This is a genomic window from Rhizobium sp. P32RR-XVIII (assembly GCF_012641395.1).
Lineage (GTDB): Bacteria > Pseudomonadota > Alphaproteobacteria > Rhizobiales > Rhizobiaceae > Rhizobium.
In genome coordinates this window covers 17580-35901 of the sequence record NZ_JABAIH010000002.1, presented here as the reverse complement: position 1 = coordinate 35901, position 18322 = coordinate 17580, and the positions used below count along the sequence as shown (strand labels likewise).

At 61.7% G+C, this 18322-nt stretch carries 18 protein-coding genes; 6 read left to right on the top strand and 12 right to left on the bottom strand.

The genetic code is table 11. The features are described from left to right. Window position 1: 1 nt before the first annotated feature. A complete protein-coding gene (locus HGP14_RS05120; protein WP_168828792.1) occupies window positions 2-628 on the top strand; it encodes a cysteine hydrolase family protein in 627 nt (208 codons plus the stop codon). 128 nt (window positions 629-756) lie between these two features. Then, window positions 757-1527, top strand: a complete 771-nt coding sequence (gene tam, locus HGP14_RS05115) for a trans-aconitate 2-methyltransferase (RefSeq protein ID WP_168828791.1) — start codon at window positions 757-759, stop codon at window positions 1525-1527. Window position 1528: 1 nt separating this feature from the next. Here the strand turns inward: tam and HGP14_RS05110 are convergent, their stop codons facing one another. Both HGP14_RS05110 and HGP14_RS05105 read right to left on the bottom strand, forming a co-directional pair. After that, window positions 1529-1837, bottom strand: coding sequence for a type II toxin-antitoxin system RelE/ParE family toxin (locus HGP14_RS05110; protein ID WP_168828790.1), 309 nt, complete (start codon window positions 1835-1837; stop codon window positions 1529-1531). Next, window positions 1834-2124: a type II toxin-antitoxin system ParD family antitoxin gene (locus HGP14_RS05105; RefSeq protein WP_168828789.1), complete on the bottom strand. Its 291-nt coding sequence runs from the start codon at window positions 2122-2124 to the stop codon at window positions 1834-1836. The genes HGP14_RS05110 and HGP14_RS05105 overlap by 4 nt, the downstream gene beginning before the upstream one ends. A gap of 153 nt (window positions 2125-2277) precedes the next feature. On the opposite strand from HGP14_RS05105, the gene zwf reads away from it, so the two are divergent. Next, window positions 2278-3783 carry a glucose-6-phosphate dehydrogenase gene (gene zwf, locus HGP14_RS05100; protein WP_168828788.1) on the top strand — a complete coding sequence of 502 codons (1506 nt, stop codon included), beginning with the start codon at window positions 2278-2280 and terminating at the stop codon, window positions 3781-3783. 16 nt (window positions 3784-3799) lie between these two features. On the opposite strand, the gene HGP14_RS05095 is transcribed toward zwf, so the two are convergent. Next, the gene (locus HGP14_RS05095) at window positions 3800-4693 is read right to left on the bottom strand and encodes a LysR family transcriptional regulator (protein ID WP_168829589.1); all 894 of its coding nucleotides are present in this window, start codon (window positions 4691-4693) and stop codon (window positions 3800-3802) included. A gap of 99 nt (window positions 4694-4792) precedes the next feature. Between HGP14_RS05095 and HGP14_RS05090 the strand changes: the two genes are divergently transcribed. After that, window positions 4793-6208: an aldehyde dehydrogenase family protein gene (locus HGP14_RS05090; RefSeq protein ID WP_168828787.1), complete on the top strand. Its 1416-nt coding sequence runs from the start codon at window positions 4793-4795 to the stop codon at window positions 6206-6208. Window positions 6209-6274: 66 nt separating this feature from the next. On the opposite strand, the gene HGP14_RS05085 is transcribed toward HGP14_RS05090, so the two are convergent. From HGP14_RS05085 to HGP14_RS05070, 4 genes are all read right to left on the bottom strand, one after another. Next, window positions 6275-6577: a hypothetical protein gene (locus HGP14_RS05085; RefSeq protein ID WP_168828786.1), complete on the bottom strand. Its 303-nt coding sequence runs from the start codon at window positions 6575-6577 to the stop codon at window positions 6275-6277. Between the two features lie 158 nt (window positions 6578-6735). Further along, window positions 6736-7083 (bottom strand): hypothetical protein, encoded by a 348-nt coding sequence (locus HGP14_RS05080; protein WP_168828785.1) that lies wholly within the window; start codon window positions 7081-7083, stop codon window positions 6736-6738. A gap of 57 nt (window positions 7084-7140) precedes the next feature. Further along, window positions 7141-9582 carry an arylsulfatase gene (locus tag HGP14_RS05075; RefSeq protein WP_205927044.1) on the bottom strand — a complete coding sequence of 814 codons (2442 nt, stop codon included), beginning with the start codon at window positions 9580-9582 and terminating at the stop codon, window positions 7141-7143. Window positions 9583-9803: 221 nt separating this feature from the next. Then, window positions 9804-10196, bottom strand: coding sequence for a hypothetical protein (locus HGP14_RS05070; RefSeq protein ID WP_168828784.1), 393 nt, complete (start codon window positions 10194-10196; stop codon window positions 9804-9806). A gap of 190 nt (window positions 10197-10386) precedes the next feature. On the opposite strand from HGP14_RS05070, the gene HGP14_RS05065 reads away from it, so the two are divergent. Beyond that, window positions 10387-11961 carry a helicase HerA-like C-terminal domain-containing protein gene (locus HGP14_RS05065; RefSeq protein WP_168829587.1) on the top strand — a complete coding sequence of 525 codons (1575 nt, stop codon included), beginning with the start codon at window positions 10387-10389 and terminating at the stop codon, window positions 11959-11961. A gap of 216 nt (window positions 11962-12177) precedes the next feature. Here the strand turns inward: HGP14_RS05065 and HGP14_RS05060 are convergent, their stop codons facing one another. Beyond that, window positions 12178-12480: an alkylphosphonate utilization protein gene (locus tag HGP14_RS05060; RefSeq protein WP_168828783.1), complete on the bottom strand. Its 303-nt coding sequence runs from the start codon at window positions 12478-12480 to the stop codon at window positions 12178-12180. A 417-nt stretch (window positions 12481-12897) separates the two neighbouring features. Between HGP14_RS05060 and HGP14_RS05055 the strand changes: the two genes are divergently transcribed. Next, entirely contained in the window at window positions 12898-14424 is a 1527-nt protein-coding gene (locus HGP14_RS05055) for an ABC-F family ATP-binding cassette domain-containing protein (protein WP_168828782.1), read from the top strand. 100 nt (window positions 14425-14524) lie between these two features. Here the strand turns inward: HGP14_RS05055 and HGP14_RS05050 are convergent, their stop codons facing one another. The 4 genes from HGP14_RS05050 to HGP14_RS05035 all read right to left on the bottom strand — a co-directional run bounded on the left by HGP14_RS05050 (window position 14525) and on the right by HGP14_RS05035 (window position 18288). Then, window positions 14525-15283: an alpha/beta hydrolase family protein gene (locus HGP14_RS05050; RefSeq protein ID WP_168828781.1), complete on the bottom strand. Its 759-nt coding sequence runs from the start codon at window positions 15281-15283 to the stop codon at window positions 14525-14527. A gap of 192 nt (window positions 15284-15475) precedes the next feature. Further along, on the bottom strand, window positions 15476-16138 hold the full coding sequence (locus tag HGP14_RS05045; protein WP_168829586.1) for a hypothetical protein: 663 nt from the start codon (window positions 16136-16138) through the stop codon (window positions 15476-15478). Between the two features lie 530 nt (window positions 16139-16668). After that, the gene (locus HGP14_RS05040; RefSeq protein WP_168828780.1) at window positions 16669-17088 is read right to left on the bottom strand and encodes a cupin domain-containing protein; all 420 of its coding nucleotides are present in this window, start codon (window positions 17086-17088) and stop codon (window positions 16669-16671) included. A 12-nt stretch (window positions 17089-17100) separates the two neighbouring features. Next, window positions 17101-18288, bottom strand: a complete 1188-nt coding sequence (locus HGP14_RS05035; RefSeq protein ID WP_168828779.1) for an MFS transporter — start codon at window positions 18286-18288, stop codon at window positions 17101-17103. Between the last annotated feature and the right edge of the window lie 34 nt (window positions 18289-18322).

Here is an 18322-nt window from a genome sequence, read left to right as displayed (position 1 = left end):
CATGGCTCCCCTCACCCTTCTGCAGCATGCTGGTGCCGCCGCAAAAATCACCGACTGGACGAAGTCCGTCATCGTCGTCATCGACGCCCAGAACGAATATGTCGACGGCAATCTGCCGCTCCATGGTGTCGGCGGGGCCGTGGGCGAAATCAGCCGCCTACTGGAGGCTGCGCGTATCGATGGCGTACCGGTCATCCATATCGTCCATCACTCGGCTCCCGACAGCAGGCTCTTTGCCGCGGGCTCGCATGGCGCCGAAATCATCCCGGCACTCCGACCCGCCGAAGGCGAAAGGATCGTCCCGAAAACGCTGCCGAATGCCTTTGCCGGTACGAGCCTCAAGGCCGAGCTTTCGGCCATCGCCGCTGAGACAAGCCGCACCGACATCATCCTCGCGGGTTTCATGACGCATATGTGCATCAGCGCGACGGCGCGTGCTGCGCTCGACCTCGGTCTTAAGGCGACGGTCATCGCATCGGCCACGGCCACCCGCGACCTGCCCGATCCACTCGGCGGCATCATTCCGGCCGACGTCGTCCACCGCACGGCGCTCGCCGAGATTGCCGACCGCTTCGCGACAGTCGTCCGCGACATCTCGGCCGTTGCCAAACCAGACGCGAAGGTCTAACGCGGCGTTGCCGCAAGAAAAAGAATCAAAGGGACGCCAGTCTCCGACTCCAGTGTGAAGACCTTCGCCGAGACGGGCCTGAAGGTGGCCTTCGTGATGGCGGTATTGCAGAAAACGAGGAAGTGCCCATGGCGTGGTCCGCAAGCCAGTATGTGAAGTTCGAGGATGAGCGCACGCGTCCGGTGCGCGATCTTCTGGCGCAGGTGCCGCTGGAGCGGGTCGCCAAAGCGATCGATCTCGGCTGCGGGCCGGGAAATTCCACCGAACTCATCATCGACCGTTACGGCCGGCAAGCCGTTTCCGGCCTCGACAGCGACCGCAATATGCTGGAGGCCGCGCGCAAGCGGCTGCCGGACACGAGCTTCACCGAGGCCGACCTTGCGACCTGGCAGCCGGACAAGCCCGCCGATCTGCTTTTTGCCAATGCCGTGTTCCAGTGGCTGCCCAACCATCTCGACATCTTCGAGCGCTTGATGGACGGCCTCTCCGAGGGAGGCGTCCTCGCGGTGCAGATGCCCGACAACCTCGGCGAGCCGACGCATCTTGCGATGGAGGAGACGGCACATGCCGGGCCATGGAAGGCCGCATTCGAGCAGAAGAGCGCGCGGCGCAATACTCTGCCCCCGGCCTCGACCTATTATAGCCGCCTGATCGGCAAATCCTCGCGCGTCGATGTCTGGCATGCGATCTACAATCACCCCATGGCCGATGCCGCCGCGATCGTCGAATGGGTGAAGGGAACGGGGCTGATGCCCTACCTCGCCACTGCCGGCGAAGAACACCGCGAGGCGTTTCTGGCGGACTATCTTTCGCGCGTCGAGAAAGCCTACCCGAAGATGGCCGACGGCCGCGTTCTGCTGCGCTTTCCGCGGCTGTTCATGGTGGCCGTGAAGGCTTGAGCTAGTCGTCGTCTGCCGTATCGAAAGTGACGTTTCTGCCTGCATGGAATACGCGCAGAATCGTCACGATATCTCCGTTAATGCGAAAGGCGATTGTTGCCTTTCGCCTAAAGCCGATAATCCGCAGGCCCGGAAAGATATGATTCAGGCGTGCACCGCGCTCAGGAAAGGTTTCGAAGGATTCGCAATAGTCGATGATGCCATCAATACATCGAGTAGCGATGCGCTCTCCAGCTTCCGGGAGAAGGTAAAGGTAGATCTCTTGCAGATCCGATTCGGCCGCAGCGTCGAAAACAACGGTGTATTTCATCCGCGCTTGGGCTTTTCGACTTTATGGGCGTCCATAAATGCTTGAATCCGCCTGCGCGCTTCCTTTACGGGGATGGCCCGGCTGGGATCGGCGTCGAGGGCCTTTATCGTCGGTACGACTTCTTCGCGGAGCCATTTCTCGATCGCAGCATCCTGAGCCGCAAGAGCCCGAAGGCCATCGCGGATGACTTCGCTTTCGCTGGCGTATTCGCCTGAGGCAACCTTGTCCTTCACCATCTTTGCCATTTCGACGGGAAGCGTAATGCTCAGCGGCTGAGTGGTTCGCATGATCGATCCTTCCTGAGTAGGATTTAATCCTATCATGCTAACCCGACATTTTATAGTGCCACTCCTGTGCACCGCAAAATGATCAACCCGACGCTTGAGGTACTGCGCAGCCGCTTTATTATCCGGCGGGATAATCACGGAGCGCGATCCACAATGCCCTTTGCTCAGCCTACACCGCCTACGACTCTCGTCATCTTCGGTGCTACCGGCGATCTGACGCGGCGGCTTCTTATTCCGGCCCTCATCAATCTCACCCGCGGCGGCATGATCGGCGACGACCTGCAGATCCTCGGTGTCGCCGTGGAACCGGGCGGCGACGAGATGCTTCGCGACCGGCTGGACGATTTTCTGTCTGGTCTTGGCGACGGTGAACCACTCGCCACGGATGCGGCCTGGAAAGGACTGAGGCAGCGGATCAGCTATTTTTCGGGCGATTTCACCGGGGACGACGTCTATCTGGAAATCGGCAGGCGGCTGAGCGGCAATGCAGCTTTCTATCTCGCCGTGCCGCCGGCTTTCTTTGGCCCGATTATCGAGAAGCTCGCGGAACATGGGCTGACCGATGAGAGCGAAAACGCCTTCCGCCGCATCGCCATCGAGAAGCCGTTCGGAACCGACCTCGCCTCGGCGACGGCGCTGAACGCTCAGATCCTGTGCAAGGTCGCGGAAAGCCAAGTTTACAGGCTCGATCATTTCCTCGGCAAGGAAACCGTACAGAACATTCTGACGGCGCGCTTCGCCAACATGATTATCGAGTCGCTATGGAACAGCCGCTATATCGACCATGTGCAGATCACCGCCGCCGAGATCGTCGACGTCGGCACGCGCGGCAAATTCTACGACGCCACCGGCGCGCTGCGCGACATGATCCCCAACCACCTGTTCCAGCTTCTTGCAATGATCGCCATGGAGCCGCCGAACGGTTTCGACGCCGAGGAGATCCGCAACGAGAAGAGCAAGGTGCTGAAGGCGCTGCGCATCTTTACGCCCGAGGAGGCCGAGGCGCATGCGGTGCGCGGCGCCTATGGGGCGGGCACGCTCAACGGCGCCGAGCTTCCGGCCTTCCGGGAAACGAAGGACGTGGCGCCAGACAGCCGGACGGAGACCTTCGTCGCGCTGAAGCTTTACGCCGACACATGGCGCTGGGCTGGCGTTCCCTTCTATCTCAGGACCGGCAAGGCGCTCACGGCACGCGATACCGAGATCGTCGTCCAATTTCAGCCGGTGCCCTTCACGCAGTTCCGCGAAACGGACGTGCGGTATAACCTTCCACCGAACCGGCTGATCATCCAGGTGCAGCCCGACGAGGGCATGAGCATAGAGATCTCCATCAAGTCGCCGGGACTTTCCGTCGAAACGGTGCCGGTGTCGCTCGACTTCCGCTATGCCGACAAGTTCGACATCGGCAAGATGACCGGCTACGAATCGCTCCTCTACGACCTCTTCATCGGCGACCAGACGCTGTTCCAGCGCGCCGACGGCATTGAGGCCGGCTGGGCGGCCGTACAGCCCTTCCTCGACATCTGGGCGAAGGACGGCAAGACGCCGGAGCTCTACGCGCCGGGCAGCACGGGACCGACTTGCGCCGATGAACTCATCGAGCGCGACGGCCGGAAATGGCACGCGATCGGCGAGGCAACGAAAAAGGACGGGCACTAAGCGGCTATCGGCCTTATCAATCCTGCCTCACCTCCTTGATGAGGTCGACGAAGGCGCGCAGCTTTGCCGGGATATGGCGGCGGCCGGGATAATAGAGGCAAAGGCCCGGATAGGGCGGCGTCCAGTCCGCCAGAACCTGGATCAGGCGGCCCGCGGCAATGTCGTCCGCGACCTGCCATTCGTTGAGATAGGCAAGGCCTGCCCCTTCCCGCGCCGCCCGCAGCATCAGGTCGCTTTCGTCCAACGTCAGCGACCCCGGCACGTCCATGGTAAAGGCTTCGCCGCGTTTTTCGAACTCCCAGCGATAGATCGAACCGCTTGCCATGCGGGCGCGGATGCAGCGGTGGGACTGCAGGTCGGCGGGGACGAGCGGCGTGCTCTTTTCCTCAGAATAGCCGGGCGAGCCGACGATTGCCGGGCGGATAAACCGGCTGACCGGGACCGAGATCATGTCCGGCGGCACGGACTCCAGCAGGCGCAAGCCGGCGTCGAAGCCCTGGGCGTTGATATCGACCAGCGCCCCCTCGGTGACGATTTCCACCTGCATGCGCGGATAGCGCCGCAGATATTCGAGCACGAGCGGAGAGAGAATCATGCGCGCAGCGCCGATCGAGGTGTTGAGGCGCAGCGTTCCCGACGGTTCCAAACGGTGCTCATCGGTGAGGTCGATGGCGTTGCGGATAGCCGCCAGCGCCGGCGTGACTTCCGCCACGAATTGTTCGCCTGCCGAGGACAGCGTGACGCTGCGGGTCGTGCGATTGAAGAGGCGCACACCGAGCCGGGCTTCGAGCGCGGCGACCTGCTGGCTGAGCGCCGAGGAGGAAATGCCGAGTTCGCGGGCTGCCGCCCGGAAGCCGCCGCGCGCCGCGACCGTCACCACCGCTTCCAGCTCCGCCAGCGTGCCTCGCATCATTGTCCGCAAATCCTTATCAGCTTGTCCGATATTGGCCAGCTTATCAGATCAATCGGCCGATGCCAGATAGGGCGTATCGCACAAAGGAGAAAAGCGATGCGCAATATTACTGAGATCTATATCGACGGTGCTTTCGTGAAGCCGCACGGCGAGGAAATTGGCGACCTCTTCAACCCCTCCACCGAAGAGAAGATCGGCACCGTTCGCCTCGGCGACCGCGAGGACGCCCGCACGGCGATCGCCGCCGCCAAGCGCGCCTTTCCGGCCTTTTCGCGCACAAGCAAGGCAGAGCGGATCGCGATGCTGAAGCGGCTGAGCGTTGCCGTCTTCGCCCGCGCCGAGGAGATGACCGCGGCGATGGCGGAGGAATACGGCGCGCCGCAATACTTCACCGGCTTTGCCGTACCCCATGCCGCCTCGACCTTCCTGAACATGGCCGAAACGCTGGAGAATTACGATTTCACGCGTAAGATCGGCCGCGCCGACGTGACCATGCAGCCGCTCGGCGTCGCCGCCGCGATCACGCCATGGAACAGCAATTACGGCTTCATCTGCTCCAAGCTTGCAACCGCGCTGGCGGCGGGTTCGACGGTCGTCATCAAGCCCAGCGAAATGAGCGCGATCCAGACGCAACTGATTACCGAATGCCTGCATGAGGCCGGTCTGCCGAAGGGCGTGTTCAACATCGTCAACGGCCGCGGCGATGTGGTGGGTGCCGAGTTCAGCGCGCATCCCGATATCGCCAAGGTGAGCTTCACCGGCTCGACCGCGGTCGGCAAGCAGATCCTTCGGGCGGGCGCCGAGACGCTGAAGCGCGTAACGCTGGAGCTCGGCGGCAAGGGGCCGAACATCCTTCTGGAAGACGCCGACCTCGATACCGCCATCCCGGCGGTGCTGATGGCGGGGCTTGCCAATAGCGGCCAGGCCTGTATCGCCGGCACGCGCATCCTTGCGCCGGAAAGCAGGCTTCCGGACATCCTGGAGCGGCTCAAAGCCGGCATCGAGGCGGTCAAGACCGGCGATCCAGGGGATCCCGAGGTGCGCGTCGGGCCGATGGTGAGCCAGAAACAATATGATCGGGTACAGTCCTATATCCGCCTTGGACTAGAGGAAGGTGCGCAGATCCTGACGGGCGGCACCGGCCGTCCTGAGGGTATCGAGCGCGGCTGGTTCGTCCGCCCGACGGTCTTTGTCAACGTCGACAACAGCATGCGGATCGCCCGCGAGGAAATCTTCGGGCCGGTGCTTTTCGTCATCGCCTACAAGGACGAAGAGAACGCGATCCGCATTGCCAACGACACCAGCTATGGCTTGCAGGCCTATATCCACAGCAGCGACCTCGACCATGCCAGGCGGGTCGCCGAGCGGATGGAATCGGGCCGCGTGGTGATCAACGGCGCACCGCATGAGCCGCTTGCCCCCTTCGGCGGCTTCAAGCAGTCCGGCGTCGGCCGTGAGTTCGGCGTCTCCGGGCTGGAAGCGTTCCTCGAGCCGCGGGCTATTCTCTGTTAATCGCAAATGGCGTCACCGCCCGCGATTAAACGCGGGCGGGGGGATTTAAAGGCCGGGGCGGCGACCTTAGTTGCTCTGATCCGGGCAGGCCGCATTGACCGAACCGTCGCCGCGGCCGCGCATGCCTTCGCGCCGTGGAGCGCAGGGCGCCTGCCAGGTGGACGGGCGACTGATGGTGATGCTGCCGGTCTCGATCGGATCGAGCGGGATTTCGAAGCCTCCCTGCTGCGCATCATATTCCGGCGATGTGCCGGGCGGCGGACTGCCATCGAAACGGCCGTTCGGATCGATGCCCATGCTGGACTGTGCAAGGGCCGGGGCTGCAATGGACAGAAGCACTATGGATGTCACTGAAATGAGCCTGCGCATGATCATGATCCTTCCGGTGCGATGATCGCGGCAGAAACAGCAGAAGCGATGCTTTTGTTCCGCCCTTCCAGCAGGCAAATTCGGCGATTGGATATGGAGATTTCATGATGCCAGGCGAACCGCGAATCTTGAGGCATCAAGCTTCGGTGCGGCAAGAGTTACACGGTCCCAGTTTTCGCCCAAGTGCGCCAGAGCAAGATTGACAAAATCGCATGGAGTGCCACCGCTGGCCAGAGAAGCACACCAGCGAACCCACCTCCGAAACCGACGTAAGCAAGATAGAAAGTCACCGCTGCACTGTATGCCAACATGCCGAGCAAAGCCGAATTCCACCAGCAAGCGATACCCAGGGCGATCAGGGCAATGCCCGCCACCCGAGCCGTGGGTATCGCGACACCAGTCAACACTTCGCCAAGCAGCACCTGTCCCACCAAAGACGGCACAATGAGCAGTGCGGCGCCTGTGGCGATTTCGCCCACAGCAGCGACATCAAGCACGCGTATCATAGATACGTCCCTTTGCTCACGGTTCGCCTGCGACCCTTTTGCATTCGACGCTCCGTTTTAAGGTGCTGCACCCGCCTCGGGCTTCAGCTTGAACATCAGCTTGTCGATCTTGCCGGTGAACTTGAATGGAGTGTCGTAGCGGTACTCCAGGAGCGCCACGCCGGTGCGCGTGTCCTGGCCGATGTCAAAGGTTTCGTCCTCGGGGAACGTCACCGGAATTCCGTGTTCCATGGAGTTCTTGGCCACTTCCTTGCCGTCGACGGAAAGTATGCCGGTGCCGCCCTTGCCCAGGCCGGCGCCGTCTATCTTGTAGTCGAAGACGATGGTGTGCTTGCCGGCTTCGAGTTCCGGCCCCTCCCACATCGTGCGCTTGAGGTCGAGAAGGTTGTAGAGGAACACGACCCGGCCTCCGCCGACGCCAAAGTCCCCCTTGCTGAGGAACAGACCGTAACCGCCGAAGCGCCCGCCCTGCGTGACGATCATGCCTTCCGCGCCGCCTTCGGGTATCTCGATCTCCGCGGTGATGGTGTAGGACTTATTCAAGGTACCCGGGGCGGCGCTGGCCGGCACGCCGGTCAATTCACCGGAATAGGTGAATTCTGTCCGGCCGGCAGTGAGGCTCGGGCGCGGTGTGTTCCAGCGCGCGAGCGTTGAGTTGTCAAGCGGCAGCACGTTGTATTTCTTCGCTTCCGAATAGAAGAGGTCCTGCATCTCCTTGAGCTTGACCGGCATCTTAGCCGCCAGATCATCGAACTGGGTGGGGTCTTCCGCGATGTTGTAGAGCTCCCAGTTGTAGCCGGTGATTACGTCCGGCGGCGTCTTGGTACTGAGTTCCCACGGCAGCGTCGCGGGCGTCGTCGCCGCTATCCATCCGTCGTGAAAGATGGCGCGGTTGCCAAGCATCTCGAAATATTGCGTCGCGTGCCGCGTAGGCGCATTCGCGTTGGCCTTGTCCCACGTGTACATCATGCTCACCCCTTCGATGGGACTTTGCTTGATACCGTCGATCGTATCCGGTGCGGGGATACCGGCTGCCTCGAGGATGGTCGGCGCCATGTCGATGAAGTGGTGGAACTGCCTGCGGATGCCGCCCACGTCGGTGATATGACCCGGCCAAGACATCACCATGCCCTGCGCGGTCCCGCCGAAATGCGAGGGAACCTGCTTCACCCACTTGAACGGCGTATCCATTGCCCAGGCCCAGCCGGCGGCGAAATGCGGGAAGGTGCGTTCCGACCCCCAGAAGGGATACCACAGGAACTGGTCCGTGACCGGCACGGACACGCCGTTGAAGGTGGTGAACTCGTTCGGCGTGCCGTTGACCATGCCCTCGGCGCTCGCGCCATTGTCGCCGCCGATGTAGATGATCAGGGTACCATCGAGTTCGCCCAGGTCTTCCACTGCCTGGATGATCCTTCCGATCTCATTGTCGGCATATGCAAGGTACGCCCCATAGACATCCGCTTGCTTGATGAAGAGCTTCTTCTCATCTAAGCCGAGAGAATCCCATTCCGGCAGCCCTTTCGGCCACGGCGTCAGCTTGGCGTTTTCCGGCATAATGCCAAGTCGCTTCTGATTGGCGAAAATCGTCTCCCGCAGTTTGTTCCAGCCGTCATCGAAAAGATGCATGTCGCTGATCTTCTTGATCCACTCCGGCGTCGGATGGTGTGGCGCATGGGTGGCACCGGGCACGTAATAAACGAGCCATGGCTTGCCGGGAGCAACCTCCTTGAGTTGTTTGATGTACTGGATGGCCTCATCGGCCATTGCCGTCTCCATGTTCCAGCCGGGATTGCCCTCGAACGGATAGATGGCCGTGGTGTTGCGGAACAGGTTCGGCTGCCATTGGCTGGCGTCGCCGCCGACGAAGCCATAGAAGTATTCGAAGCCCATTCCCGTCGGCCATTGATGGAACGGCCCGGCCTGGCTCGACTGATAGGATGGGGTGTTGTGGTCCTTGCCGAACCACGAGGTGGCGTATCCATTTTCCTTGAGGATCGTGCCGATCGTGCCCTTTTCAATGGGAATGATTGAATCGTACCCCGGATACCCCGTCGCTATTTCGCCGACGACCCCGTAGCCAACCGAGTGGTGGTTGCGCCCGGTGATCAGCGCCGCCCGAGACGGTGAGCAGAGTGACGTGGAGTGAAAGTTGGTAAAGCGCAGGCCCTGGTTGGCGATGCGATCCATGGCCGGCGTTGGGATCATGCCGCCGAAGGTGCTCGGTGCGCCGAACCCCTGGTCATCCGTCATGATGAGGAGCACGTTGGGCGCGCCCTTGGGCGGCACGACGCGCGGAGCCCACCATGGTGTCGATTCCGACGCCTTCTCGTTGATCACGCCACCGAATTTCGGATCAGGCGGTGGAAGTTGTTTTCCGGTGATCGTGGCGGTGGCTTCGGGCGAACCCGGAGTACCGGTGACCTGTTGAGCCCATCCTGAGACACAACCAAGGGCTAGGAAGCCCGCACCCGCAAGCATGCTCCGGCCAATTTTCATGACGGCCCCCTGCTGCAGAGGAAAACGCGATCAGAATATTACCATTATCTAAAATACACGAGTTGATCCGTGCGAAAAAGGATGCATCTCCCTCGGGCACACATACATGCTGTGCACTCCGCAACAAACACGGCGCCAAATATCATCACCAAGCAAAAGCCGCTCACAACGAGCTGTTTCGAGCGGCTTTTAGCTCCTGAAGGTTGTCCGATACAGCTACTTTAAACGAATTGACTCAATCCCGGGACCGAGGCAACGACCTGGTCGACGACGTCCTCGCCGGCATATTGCTTGGCGACCGCGATGGTTTCCTTGGCAAGCGCGGTGATTTCGCCCATGCCGAGGCCCTGGCTCATCAGCTGCTGGCCAAGGCCCATGATGCCGCCGCCGCCGAGCGCACCCATCAAGCCGCCCAGCAGGCCGCCACCGCCCGCACCTTCGCCGTTGAACTTCGCGACGAGATCAGCGGCGCCTGGGATTGCCTCGATCATCTGTGCGACCGGGCCGTCCTCCGCCTCGCGCTGCAGGAAGCCGAGCATCATGCCCACCGACTTCTCTGCCAGATCGGGGGCAATGCCTACGCGATCGGCGATCTGGGTCACAACTTCATTCATCGTCAGCCTCCTGCCATTTGACGTTAACGTCAGCGTTATTCGAGTTTCTTCCCTGACTCAAGGCATGCCTGCAGTTGTCGCCATGCCTCTCCCTGCTTATAACAGACAGACGATGGCAAAATGAATGCGGCGGACCATGATTGCCGCATTTGAACGCAAGCGGCGCATCGGCCGGAGGGAGAACTGCTTCATGCTCGAGGACGGCAAGATTTTCATCGGCGCCAGCCGCAATCCTGACGACAGCATCAACAAACCGGAATATCTCGACCTCAGGTTCGGTAACCGCCATGGACTGGTGACCGGCGCGACCGGCACGGGCAAGACGGTGACGCTGCAGGTGCTGGCGGAGGGTTTTTCCCGGGCCGGCGTTCCGGTCTTCTGCGCCGACATCAAGGGCGACCTTTCCGGCATCGCCGAGAAGGGCGAGCCAAAGGATTTTCTTACCAAGCGCGCCGAGCAGATCGGCTTTACCGACTACGAATTCGACCAGTTCCCGGTCATCTTCTGGGACCTCTTCGGCGAGAAGGGGCACCGGGTCCGCACCACGATCGCCGAGATGGGGCCGCTGCTGCTCGCCCGCCTGATGGATGCTTCCGAGCCGCAGGAGGGCGTCATCAACATCGCCTTCAAGATCGCCGACAAGGCAGGCCTGCCGCTACTCGATCTCAAGGACTTTTCCTCGCTCCTGAACTACATGGGCGAGAATGCGAGCGAGCTTTCGAGCCAGTTCGGCCTGATTTCCAAGGCTTCGATCGGCTCGATCCAACGCGCGCTGCTCGTCCTCGAACAGCAGGGGGCCGAGCAATTCTTCGGCGAACCGGCGCTGAAAATCACCGACATCATGCGCACCAGCAACAACGGCCATGGGCAGATTTCGGTGCTTGCGGCCGACAAGCTGATGATGAATCCCAGGCTTTACGCCACCTTCCTGCTGTGGCTCTTGTCGGAACTTTTCGAAGAGCTGCCGGAAGTCGGCGACCCCGACAAGCCGAAGCTCGTCTTCTTCTTCGACGAGGCGCATCTGCTGTTCAACGACGCGCCCAAGGTTCTGACCGAGCGCGTGGAGCAGGTCGTGCGGCTGATCCGCTCCAAGGGCGTCGGCGTCTATTTCGTCACGCAGAACCCGCTCGACGTGCCGGAAACCGTGCTCGCCCAGCTCGGCAACCGCGTGCAGCATGCGCTTCGTGCCTATTCGCCGCGCGAGCAGAAGGCCGTGAAGACTGCCGCCGACACCTTCCGCCCCAACCCCGCCTTTGATTGCGCCACCGTGATCACCAATCTCGGCACCGGCGAGGCGCTGGTTTCGACGCTGGAGGCCAAGGGCGCGCCGTCGATCGTCGAGCGCACGCTGATCCGCCCGCCGTCGGGCCGCGTCGGCCCTGTAACGGATGCCGAGCGCCGGCAAATCATGGATAAGAGCCCCCTGCTCGGCCTCTATGACGAAGATGTCGATCGCGAATCCGCCTTCGAGATCCTCGCCGCCCGCGCCAAGAAGGCGGCCGAATCCGAAGCCGCCCAGCGCGCGCAGCAAGAGGCCGCGAGGCAGCAGCCGACCGAGGCCGGCACGACCTCCGGCTGGACGCTGCCGGGCTTTGGCGGCGACAGCGGCGACGACCGGGCGGGCCGCGGCCAAGGCCGCGGGCGCTCCTCCGGCTACCAGCGCGAAACCGTCGTGGAAGCGGCGATGAAGAGCGTGGCGCGGACCGTGGCGACCCAGGTCGGCCGGGCGCTGGTGCGCGGAATTCTTGGGAGCTTGAAGCGGTAGTCTTCTGGCGTAGTGGGTGTGGCACCCCCTCTGCCCTGCCGGGCATCCCCCCGCAAGGGGAGATCGGTTGGGGCAATCGCTCGCCCGATTTGGCCAAGTGCTGAAATCGCACTGATCGGAAATTAACGCGGGAAACCCACGGCTTGTGATCTGCCCCCTTGTGGGGGAGATGCCCGGCAGGGCAGAGGGGGTATTCCGCGGCACACCCGCCACCCCTCACCGCTTACGAACAAACTCTGTCCGCAGCACCAAGCCCTTGATGGTGTCGTGGCGGCAGTCGATCTCTTCGGGATTGTCCGTCAGGCGGATCGAGCGGATGACCGTCCCCTGTTTCAGGGTCTGGCCGGCACCCTTGACCTTCAGATCCTTGATGAGAGTAACGGAATCGCCGTCCTTCAGGACGTTTCCGGAAGCATCGCGCACCTCGGCGGCGGCCGTCGCGGCCGCGGCGATTTCCGATGCCGGGCGCCATTCGCCCGTCACTTCGTCATAGACATAATCGTCGTCATCGCCCGCCATCGGCGTCTCTCCTGAAAATCAGCATCTGTCGGATCGGCGCTTATAGCAGCCGGCGGCATCGGGCAAGGTCGGGGGTCAAGGTCGGCAGTGCGCGGTTGCTCGGCACCGTCCGGTTGCATTCGCCTGGCCGCGATGGTATTTCAGCATCGCGCTCTAAGAGAAAGGAGGGTCGCGTGCATAATTTCTATTTCCGGTTCTACCGGCAGCGTGGCCCCGTCAACGCCCTGCAAATGCGTTTGCAGGGCTGACTAGAGACCGTTTCTCACAAAGCCTCTCTTCCTGGTCTGCCCTTCGTGGCCTGCAGCGCCGAGCTTATCGCTCGAGCGTCTGCGATTATCACTCGCCGCTGACGCATCGCATCGATGATGGCCGAGAGCCCTCGATGGATGATCGCCCGGTCAAGACCAGAGAAAAATCATGACTCTCCTCAATATCCGCAACCTCGGCATCACCCTGTCGAGCCCGCTGTTTTCCAAGCTCAACCTCGTCGTCAATGCCGGCGACCGGATCGGTCTTGTTGCCGCGAACGGCCGCGGGAAATCGACGCTGTTCCGCTGCATCGCCGGCACGCTCGACGCGACGGAAGGCGAGATCACCCGGGCGCGCGGGCTGACGGTCGGCTATGTCGAGCAGAACGTGCCGCCTTCCCTCTTCGGCCGGAGCTTTTACGAGGCCGTTCTCGATGCGCTGCCCGCCGAGCAGACCGAAAGCGAGAGCTGGCGCGTCGACGTGGTGCTGGAATCGCTGGAGGTGCCGGAGGAATTGCGCCAGCGCCCGCTTTCGGCGCTCAGCGGCGGGTGGCAGCGGCTGGCGATGCTCGCCCGCGTCTGGGTGACGGAGCCGGACCTGCTGATGCTCGACGAACCGACCAACCATCTCGATCTCGGCAAGATCGCGCGGCTGGAAGACTGGCTGAACGCACTGCCCCGCGATGTGCCGGTGATCCTCGCCAGCCACGACCGCGCCTTTCTCGATGCGGTGACGAACCGCACGCTTTTCCTGCGGCCGGAGCAATCGCAGGTCTTCGCCCTGCCCTACAGCCGGGCTCGGATGGCGATCGACGAGATCGATGCCGCAGATGCGCGCCGCTACGAGCGCGACATGAAGACGGCCGATCAGCTGCGCAGGCAGGCGGCGAAGCTCAACAATATCGGCATCAACTCCGGCAGCGACCTGCTGGTGGTGAAGACCAAGCAGTTGAAGCAGCGGGCGGAGAAGCTCGAGGATGCGGCGAAACCGGCGCATCTGGAGCGCTCCGCCGGGACGATCCGGCTCGCCAATCGCGGCACCCATGCCAAGGTGCTGGTGACGCTCGAGGATGCGGCCGTGCAGACACCGGACGGCACGCTTCTTTTCAGGACGGGCAAGCAATTCATCTGCCAGGGGAACCGGATCGTGCTGCTCGGCGAAAACGGCGCCGGCAAGACGCGGCTGATCGCGATGCTGCGTAAGGCGATCGAAAACCCTGAATTAGCCGAGGACGGCATCAAGGCCACGCCCTCGCTCGTACTTGGCTATGGCGACCAGGCGCTTGGCGATCTCCGCGATGCCGATACGCCGATGGAGACGATCATCCGGCGCTTCGACGTCGGCGATCAGCGGGCACGAGCGCTTCTTGCCGGGGCCGGCATGTCGATCGAGATGCAGGGACGCCCCGTCCGCCAGCTTTCCGGCGGGCAGAAAGCGCGGCTCGGGATGCTGGTACTGAGACTTTCCAACCCGAACTTCTATCTGCTCGACGAACCCACCAACCATCTCGACATCGACGGGCAGGAAGCGCTCGAAGGCGAGTTGATGGCGCATCAGGCGAGCTGCCTGCTCGTTTCCCACGACCGCAGTTTCGTCAGGGCGGTCAGCAACCGCTTCTGGCAGATCGAGCGGAAGCGGCTGGTGGAGGTGGAGAGCCCGGAAGCGTTCTTTGCCTCGGCGGCGGGGGTGCGGTGAGTTGTGGCAACGCGTGTGCCGCCCCGCAGGAAGCGGTCGGCCGCCCACGCCCTTCGCAAGGCGGAGGAAAGTCGGCTTCCGACCCGAAGGCCATGTGTGCTTAGTGATACGTTATGAATGGATCGAATATCCCTTCCAGGAAGGGCCGGAGAACTCCCTGCGAGTATTCGCGCGGAATACGATGTCCGCATTCGAACACGCTGAGATTGACTGGAACTCCAGCGTCGGACAGGGCTTCGGAGAATATCTCGGCCTGGGCAACGGGGGCACGGTCGTCGTGTCGTCCATGCAAAAGCAAAATTTCCGACCGAATGTTATGCGCATGATGTAAAGCCGAGCGAGCCAGAAAGGCTTCATCCGACAAGCCTGCCTCATTCTCGATTGCTCTTCGCAGGCCACCCGAACTGCTTCTAAAAGCTGCTTTAAGATCATAGACGCCGCTTGAGAGAATGACTGCTCGCAGATTGGAAACCTGAGCAGCTACCATTGCCGAGGCAACGGCGCCCCTGCTGTTGCCATAAAGAACAATACGGCCAGGATCGATAGACGGCTGCTTCTTTAGAAAGGACAGAGCGGCCATGATCGCCTGCTGAGTGCATGGACCGCAGAAGTCGGCAGGGCCGTCTGAGGCGCCGAAGCCGGGCTGTGAGACTGCTGCCGCGGAGATATTCAAGCGAGACGAGAACCGAAGCAACGCTCCGTTATCGACGACTTCTCTCGCCCCTAGAAGAAGGCCGCCCTGATTGCCGTGGACAAACAGTATCGCGCCCGCAGGCGTGGCGCTGGAGGCCTGAGCTTGAAAAAGCTCGACAGCAGCTCCATCACCTCGTTCAACTAGATGTCGCGTCACCGTTGGCATAACCGCCACCAAGTTCTGTTTGCGACGGCACGATAGGCAGCCCTAAGAGCTTGTCAATGTCCGCTTCTGGCGCACACCGGCCGAGGTTGGCGCCCTCTTTAGGCCGAGATAGTCGTTGTCTTTTCGACCTCGCGAAATGGGGCCGAGACGGCGACGGCGAGTTCGCCAGGATGGCGCGCATTAAAGAACCCCTCAATCTGCCTGCATGTAATCCGCCACGCTGTAGCAATGGCTCGCCTGATAGGCGTTCCGCCCCCGGTTCATGTGCGTCAGGTTGAACGTCCGAATGGCACGCAACACGCGGCGGCTTGTGAGGAATTTGCGGATCGAGACAGAGCCGCGCACATTGATGCCGAAAATGTCCGCACCACGCGGGAAGAAATAACTGACATGCTCTGGCATCGCGACGCTTTGCTCGAGAAAGGGTTCGTCCACCCGGCTCGGCGTTGCTGAACGATCTGTAGTGAAATCCGAAAGATGCACGATGAATCTGGCGCGGATATCGTCGCCTTGAGCATAGAGCGTGAAAAGCTCCATCCAGCTCGCATTGACGCGTACGAGCGGCTTGTCCGAGGTCGACGGCAGACAGGAAACCGACCAGTAGTAGCGCTCGGTCTTACGCAGGATCGGAATGCAGTTTGGGCCGTATAGCCTAAGAATCTCCAGTACTTCCCCTGCTTGCGGGCGACTAAGTAGCTTCTCAAATCGAGCGACATATTTGAAGCGCTGTTCCAGGGACTCTAAGCGGTCGCCTGTGTCCGGCAACTCGATCTTGCCCGCTATCCAATCGCGCTGCTGCTCAAGGTCGAGGAATTGCCGCAGGCCAGTGGTTCTCGGGCGAGAGGTCGCGCCCATCTCAGACGTCCTGCGAATGCGCGTCATCGGCAGACTCCTGTATTCTCGCTCAGGCGTTTGCGAGTTTAATATCCCGCTCAATGCGCCTCCGAATGATACCTCGTAGATAGTGAATTTGGAACGTCTGCACGACCATGAGGAGAAAGTTGCATGACTGTTCGCCGTCTTGGCAACGACTCAAGACTGGTATTGCCAGCGCTGCAGAGCGGCCGCTTCCAGGATCAGAGTTCGATCTAGCTGACGGCCGCAATGGGGGCGCAATGCGGACACGGTGCCATGACCGCTCCCGGCCATTGCCGTCATTGCGAACCCCGCTCTTTCTTACCTCACAAGATGATCTATCTTCGTCCCGACATCCTCAGAGAGGCGATATGGCTGAGGCAGACGAGAACAAGGATGCGGCTCGCGCGACGCTGGAGCAACATCGACGTGTTGCAGACTTGTCGGCCGAGCTTGAGAGGGAGCGTGCAGAAACTGCCACGCTGCGATTCAACGCCAACGGCTTGCAGTGTTGGAACGATATAACAGCGTCACGCCCTAGCTATGGGTTGTTGCCAAGCCTCATATTGCTCGTTGGTGACCTGCTCCATCCAGTCGACGACCTTGCCATCAAGATTCTCCTGAATGGCGATGTGGCTCATGGCGTTGTTCGGAGCAGCACCGTGCCAGTGCCGCTCGCCGGGTTCGAACCACACGACATCTCCTGGGCGGATTTCCTCGACAGAACCGCCTTCGCGCTGGACCCGGCCGAGGCCGGCGGTGACGATCAGGGTCTGGCCAAGCGGATGCGTATGCCAGGCCGTGCGTGCCCCTGGTTCGAAGGTGACGAGGGCCGCAGCGGCACGACGAAAACTGTTCGGTTGGAACAACGGATCGACGCGGACCGTGCCGCTGAACCAGTCGGCGGGACCCTTGCTTGACGCCTGCGAGCCATTTCGGATGATATCCATAAGTAATACTCCTTATGCGTTTTTGTACGGCGAGCGCGTAAATATGACCGCGATGATCGCCGATGCCAGAAAAACAGCCGCGCTGAACACGAACGGACTCCACCATCCGGCGCTGTCGAATAGTAGCCCACCCGCGAATGCCCCTGAGGTGATCGCGAACTGAATAAGCGCGACGAACCACGCCCCGCCTTCTTCAAGGTGGTCGGGGATAACGCGGGTCATCCAGGTCGTCCAAGCCGCCGGAACCGGCGTCGTCAGCAAACCCCAAAGAACCAGCAGACCAGCCGTTGCGAACGCAAAGGAACCCAGACCGACAAGCGCCAAGGCAATGATCACCAGGACCACCGGGAACCCGATCAGAACGTGCGCCATGTGAGCGCGCAGGATGGAGGATATCAATGAGGTTCCGGCGAGACCCGCAAGTCCGATCCCGAGAAGGACGAGCGAGAGCACGTTGACACCGAGACGGGTGATGTCCTCAAGGAACGGCCTCAGGTAGGTCGACAGTGCGAACTGTCCCATGAAGAACAGGATCATCGCTGTCATACCAAGCGCGAACTCGCGGTTGCCCATGAGGCTGAACGTCCGGCCAAGCGAACCGCCCTGGCCACCCGGCATCCGGGGCAAGACGATGGCCTGCCAGGCGAAGGCGACAACGGCGATCGGCACCACGACGAAGAACGCGCCGCGCCAGCCGATCAGGCCTCCCAGGAAGCTTCCGAGCGGAGCCGCGATGACCGCCGCCAGGGCGCTGCCACCTTGGAGCATGGCGAGAGCCTTCGGCACATCGGAACCGGATGCGATGCGGGCGATGATCGCGGTCGACAACGACCAGTAGCCGCCGATCGACACCCCGATGAGGGCGCGGCCGAACATGAACACGAGGTAGTTGGGAGCAAACGTGACCGCCAGACCCGAAGCCACGAGCACGATGGTGTAGGAGAGGATCACCATCCGTCTGTCGAAACCCGCGAGTACTACGTTGCTGAACAAGGCAGTGATGACCGCGAAGAAGCCTGAGATCGAAATCGCCTGACCCGCCTGGCCTGCGGTGATCCCCAGTTCGTCAGCGATCGGCGTCAGCAGGCTGACCGGCATGAATTCCGACGCGACGAGCACGAAGGAGGTCAGCATCATGCAGATGACGGCACTCCAGGGCGTGGTCTTCGTTTCCGTCCTCATGTCGTAGGTCATGTCCATCGGTCGTTCACCTCGAAAGGGGCTGTTCATGCAG